The sequence below is a fragment of the Streptomyces katrae genome (assembly GCF_000966975.1).
In the GTDB taxonomy this organism is placed as follows: domain Bacteria; phylum Actinomycetota; class Actinomycetes; order Streptomycetales; family Streptomycetaceae; genus Streptomyces; species Streptomyces katrae.
Genome location: NZ_JZWV01001366.1, coordinates 1 through 3,721, shown reverse-complemented (window position 1 = coordinate 3,721; position 3,721 = coordinate 1). Strand labels below are relative to the sequence as shown.

The 3,721-nt window shown below is 69.2% G+C and carries 1 protein-coding gene and 1 pseudogene; both read right to left on the bottom strand.

Annotated elements, in window-relative coordinates; genetic code table 11:
- Positions 1 to 141 (bottom strand): roadblock/LC7 domain-containing protein (locus tag VR44_RS37310; protein WP_211275213.1); only part of this gene is annotated, 141 nt, incomplete at its 3' end.
- A gap of 10 nt (positions 142 to 151) precedes the next feature.
- Positions 152 to 3,367: pseudogene (locus tag VR44_RS37305) on the bottom strand (sensor histidine kinase).
- Positions 3,368 to 3,721 lie beyond the last annotated feature (354 nt).

The following is a 3,721-nucleotide window of genomic DNA, read 5'->3' as shown; positions in this document are numbered from 1 at the left end:
ATCGGCGCGGTCGCGCGGGAATCCGTCGGACATCGCCAGCAGAAGGCCGTCGGCGGAGACCACCACCGTGTGGGACACCCCGGGGGTGTTGTCCACGAAGTTGGTGATCAACCAGTTCAGGTTCTGCGCCGCCTGGCTCATCGCGCTCACACTAACGCTCCTGGTCATAGCTGTTACTTGACTGCTCGGAACCCGCGCTGCGTCCCTGCTGGACACCGCGGCGCAGGTTGCTCAACCTGCCGCGCACGTCCTCCGGGGCGCGGGAGACCTGGGGGCCGCCCTGCGGGGTCGTCTCCGCAGCGCCCTCGACCAGGTTGGCCTTGGGCACCCGCCGAGGGAGACCGGACGAGGTGACCCCGCCCGCCTTCGGCTCACGGAGCTTGCCGGCCTGCTGCCAGCGCTCGTCGTTCGTCGAGCGCCAGCCCGCGCCGGCCGCCTCGTCCTCCGGGGCCCCCTTCGGTTCGGCGGGCTGCTGCTGTCGCTGCGGCCTTGCCTCGAAGAGGGAACCGGTGGGCTCCGCTTCCTTCTGGCCCGAACCCCACTGCTGCTGGCTGCCACGTCGCGGCAGGCCCGCTCCGGTCAACGCGTGACCGGTGTCGGCAGCGGCGCCCGGACGGTCGAAGCCTACGCGGTCCAGGGCCGGTTCGGGAGCGGCCGGGGGTTCCGATTCGTTCCCGTAGTCCTGCTGGTAGGCCTCCGCGTAGGCGTTCTGCTCAGGCCATGCGGCCTGCGGAGACTGCTCCGCGTAGCCGCCGTCGTACGCCTGCGCGGGCTGCTGGCCGTCCTGGTAGCCGACTTCCGGATAGGCATAGCCCTGCTCCGGGAACGCCTCGTAGGACTGCTGCTGGGCCTGCTCCTCGTACGGGGCCTCGTAGCCCTGCGCGGTCGGCTGCTCGTACTCCTGGTACGGCTGGTACGCGTGCTCGGGCTGGGGTTCCGGATAGCCCTCGGCGGAATGCTGCTGCTCCGGCTGCCGGTCCTGCTCCTGCCCGAAGTTGAGCTGCGCCTCCAGCGCAGCCCGGCGCTCCTCGCGGCCCAGGGACCGCACCACCGGGTCGACCGGCTTCTCCTCGCCGCCCGGGCCGCCGTGGGCCTCGTAGCGGGAGTCGTCGAAGCCGAGTTCGGCGGCCGTGCGCAGCGGGGCGGCCTGCTGGGCCTGCTGCTCGGGGATGATCGAGGAGACGGTGAAGTCGTCGTCCGGGATGCCCTCGCCACCGCCACCGTGGGTGATGGCGTCGGGGAGCATGACCAGCGAGGTGGTGCCGGCCTGCTCGCCCGAGGGGCGCAGCTGGACGCGGATGCTGTGGCGGTCCGCCAGCCGGCCGACCACGAACAGACCCATGCGCTGCGAGATCGCGGCGTCCACGGTCGGCGGGTTGGCCAGCTTGTGGTTGATGTCCGCGAAGTCCTCGGCGGTGAGGCCGATTCCCTTGTCGTGGATCTCGATCATCACACGGCCGTCGGGCAGACGCGTGGCGTTGACCCGGACCTTGGTCTGGGGGGAGGAGAACGTGGTGGCGTTCTCCAGCAGCTCGGCGAGCAGGTGCACGAGGTCGGTCACGGCCTGGCCGTGGATCTCGGCCTCGGAGACGCCCGAGAGCTCGATGCGCTCGTACTGCTCCACCTCGGAGGAGGCGGCGCGCAGGACGTCGACGAGGGGGACCGGCTGGTCCCAGCGGCGGCCCGGGTTCTCACCCGCGAGGATGAGGAGGTTCTCGCCGTTGCGGCGCATACGGGTGGCCAGGTGGTCCAGGCGGAAGAGGTTCTCCAGCTGGTCCGGGTCGGCCTCGTTGTTCTCCAGGTCGGTGATGAGGGTCAGCTGGCCCTCGATCAGCGACTGGTTGCGCATGGAGAGGTTCGTGAAGATCGCATTGACGTTGCCCCGCAGGAGGGCCTGCTCGGCGGCGAGCCGCACCGCTTCCCGGTGGACCTGGTCGAAGGCGCGGGCGACCTCGCCGATCTCGTCCTGGGAGTTGATCGGGATCGGCTCGACACGGGTGTCGACCTTGCCCGGGTCGGTGCGTGAGAGCTGGTCGACGAGCATCGGCAGGCGCTGCTCGGCGATGTCGAAGGCGGAGGTGCGCAGGCGCAGCATCGAGCGGCTCATCTGGCGGGCCATCATCGCGGCCAGGATGAAGGCGGCGAGGAGGGCCACGACCACGATGGCACCGGTCAGGACGGCGTCGCGCTGGGCCTCGTCGGAGACCGAGACGGTGTCCTTGACGGCCTTGTCGAGCAGCTCCTGCTCGACCTCGGCGTAGCCGTCGAACTTGGCGGTGGCGGCGGCCTGCCAGGCCTGGGGGGTGACGCCGATCAGGGCGAGCTTGGCGGGCTTGTCGCCGCCGGCTATCGCCTCGGTCATGCCGGTGAGGGCGGAGCCGTTCACCACGGGAGGGGCCTTGAAGGGGGTACCGGCCTGCTCGGCGGCCTGCTTGGCCTGGGCGAGCTTGGCGGCGCCCTCCTGGGACTTCTTGCGCATGACCTCCTGGAGCCGCTTGGTGTCCTCTTCGGTACCGGCGGCGACGTACTCGCCGGCGGCGATCTCTTCGAGGTAGGCGTAGGAGGAGAAGGCGACGAGCTAGGCGACGAGCTGGGCCTTGCGGACGTTCTCGTCCTCGTTCGGGCGGACCAGCAGGTGCGTGCCGATGGAGCGCTGCAGCGAGTTGGCCGCCTTGGCCAGCTCGACCGCGTAGACCATGCGGCCGTAGCTGGTGACGTTGCCCGTGCCCAGGCCCAGTTCGTTGGAGAACTGCATGAGGTAGTGCTGGACCAGCACGTAGCCCTCTTCGGTCGGCACGGGGCCGGCCTGGGAGGGGAGGTTCTTCTTGGCGGTCTCCGGGACGGCGTAGGCCGTCTTGCGGACCTGCTCCAGCTTCGGCTCCTCCTGGCGGAAGAGTTCGAGGCGGCGCTCCAGACCCTGCTTCTTGGGCATGTCCTTCACGGCCGAGGCGAACTTGGCCTTGGCCGCGTCGGTGGCGGCGTAGGCCTTCAGCACGGCCTCGTTGCCGCGGTCGCCCTTGAGGAGCGGCTCGGCGCTGAGGTCACGCTCGTTGAGGAGGGCCTGGCCGTATTCGGCGGCCGCCTGGACGATGCGGACGGTCTTCTCCGCGTCCTTCGCCTCGTTCCAGGTGTCGATCGAGCCCTTCACCTGGAAGCCGCCCATGACCAGTCCGACGAGGACGGGCACGAGCAGGATGGCGTTCAGACGCGTCGGCACGCGCCAGTTGCGCGGGGAGAGCTTGCTGGTGCTGCCACCGCCCGCGACCGGTTCCACGGGCACGTCGACGGACGACGTGGCCCCGCGCGGCGGCGGGGTGAAGTTGCCACGCGCGGGTTCAACCGCGGGGCTCGAGTTGCTTCGCCTCACTCGACCAACAACCTCTCGGCGGTGCTACTAGCTAGTTCGTTGAATTCCAGCACGATGAAGCGCCGTGTTCCAAACAGTTGGAATCGGCCATTCGCAGAGCCTTACGTCCCACATAAATCGGACATAAAGAGCGAGCTGCGGCAAAAATAGGGCCAGTTGTGCGCACAGCGGCACCGGGCGAACGCACGCAGTGTCCGGGCGAGGGGCAATTCTCTGTCGAAACGTTATGAACACCAGAGGCGGGCCGTGTCCTATGACACAGCCCGCCTCCACGAATTCGCCTGGTAACGGCTGTTACTTGAGCCGTGCCATGAGGGCGTGTTCGACGAGGGTGATGAGTGCGCTCTTCGCGTC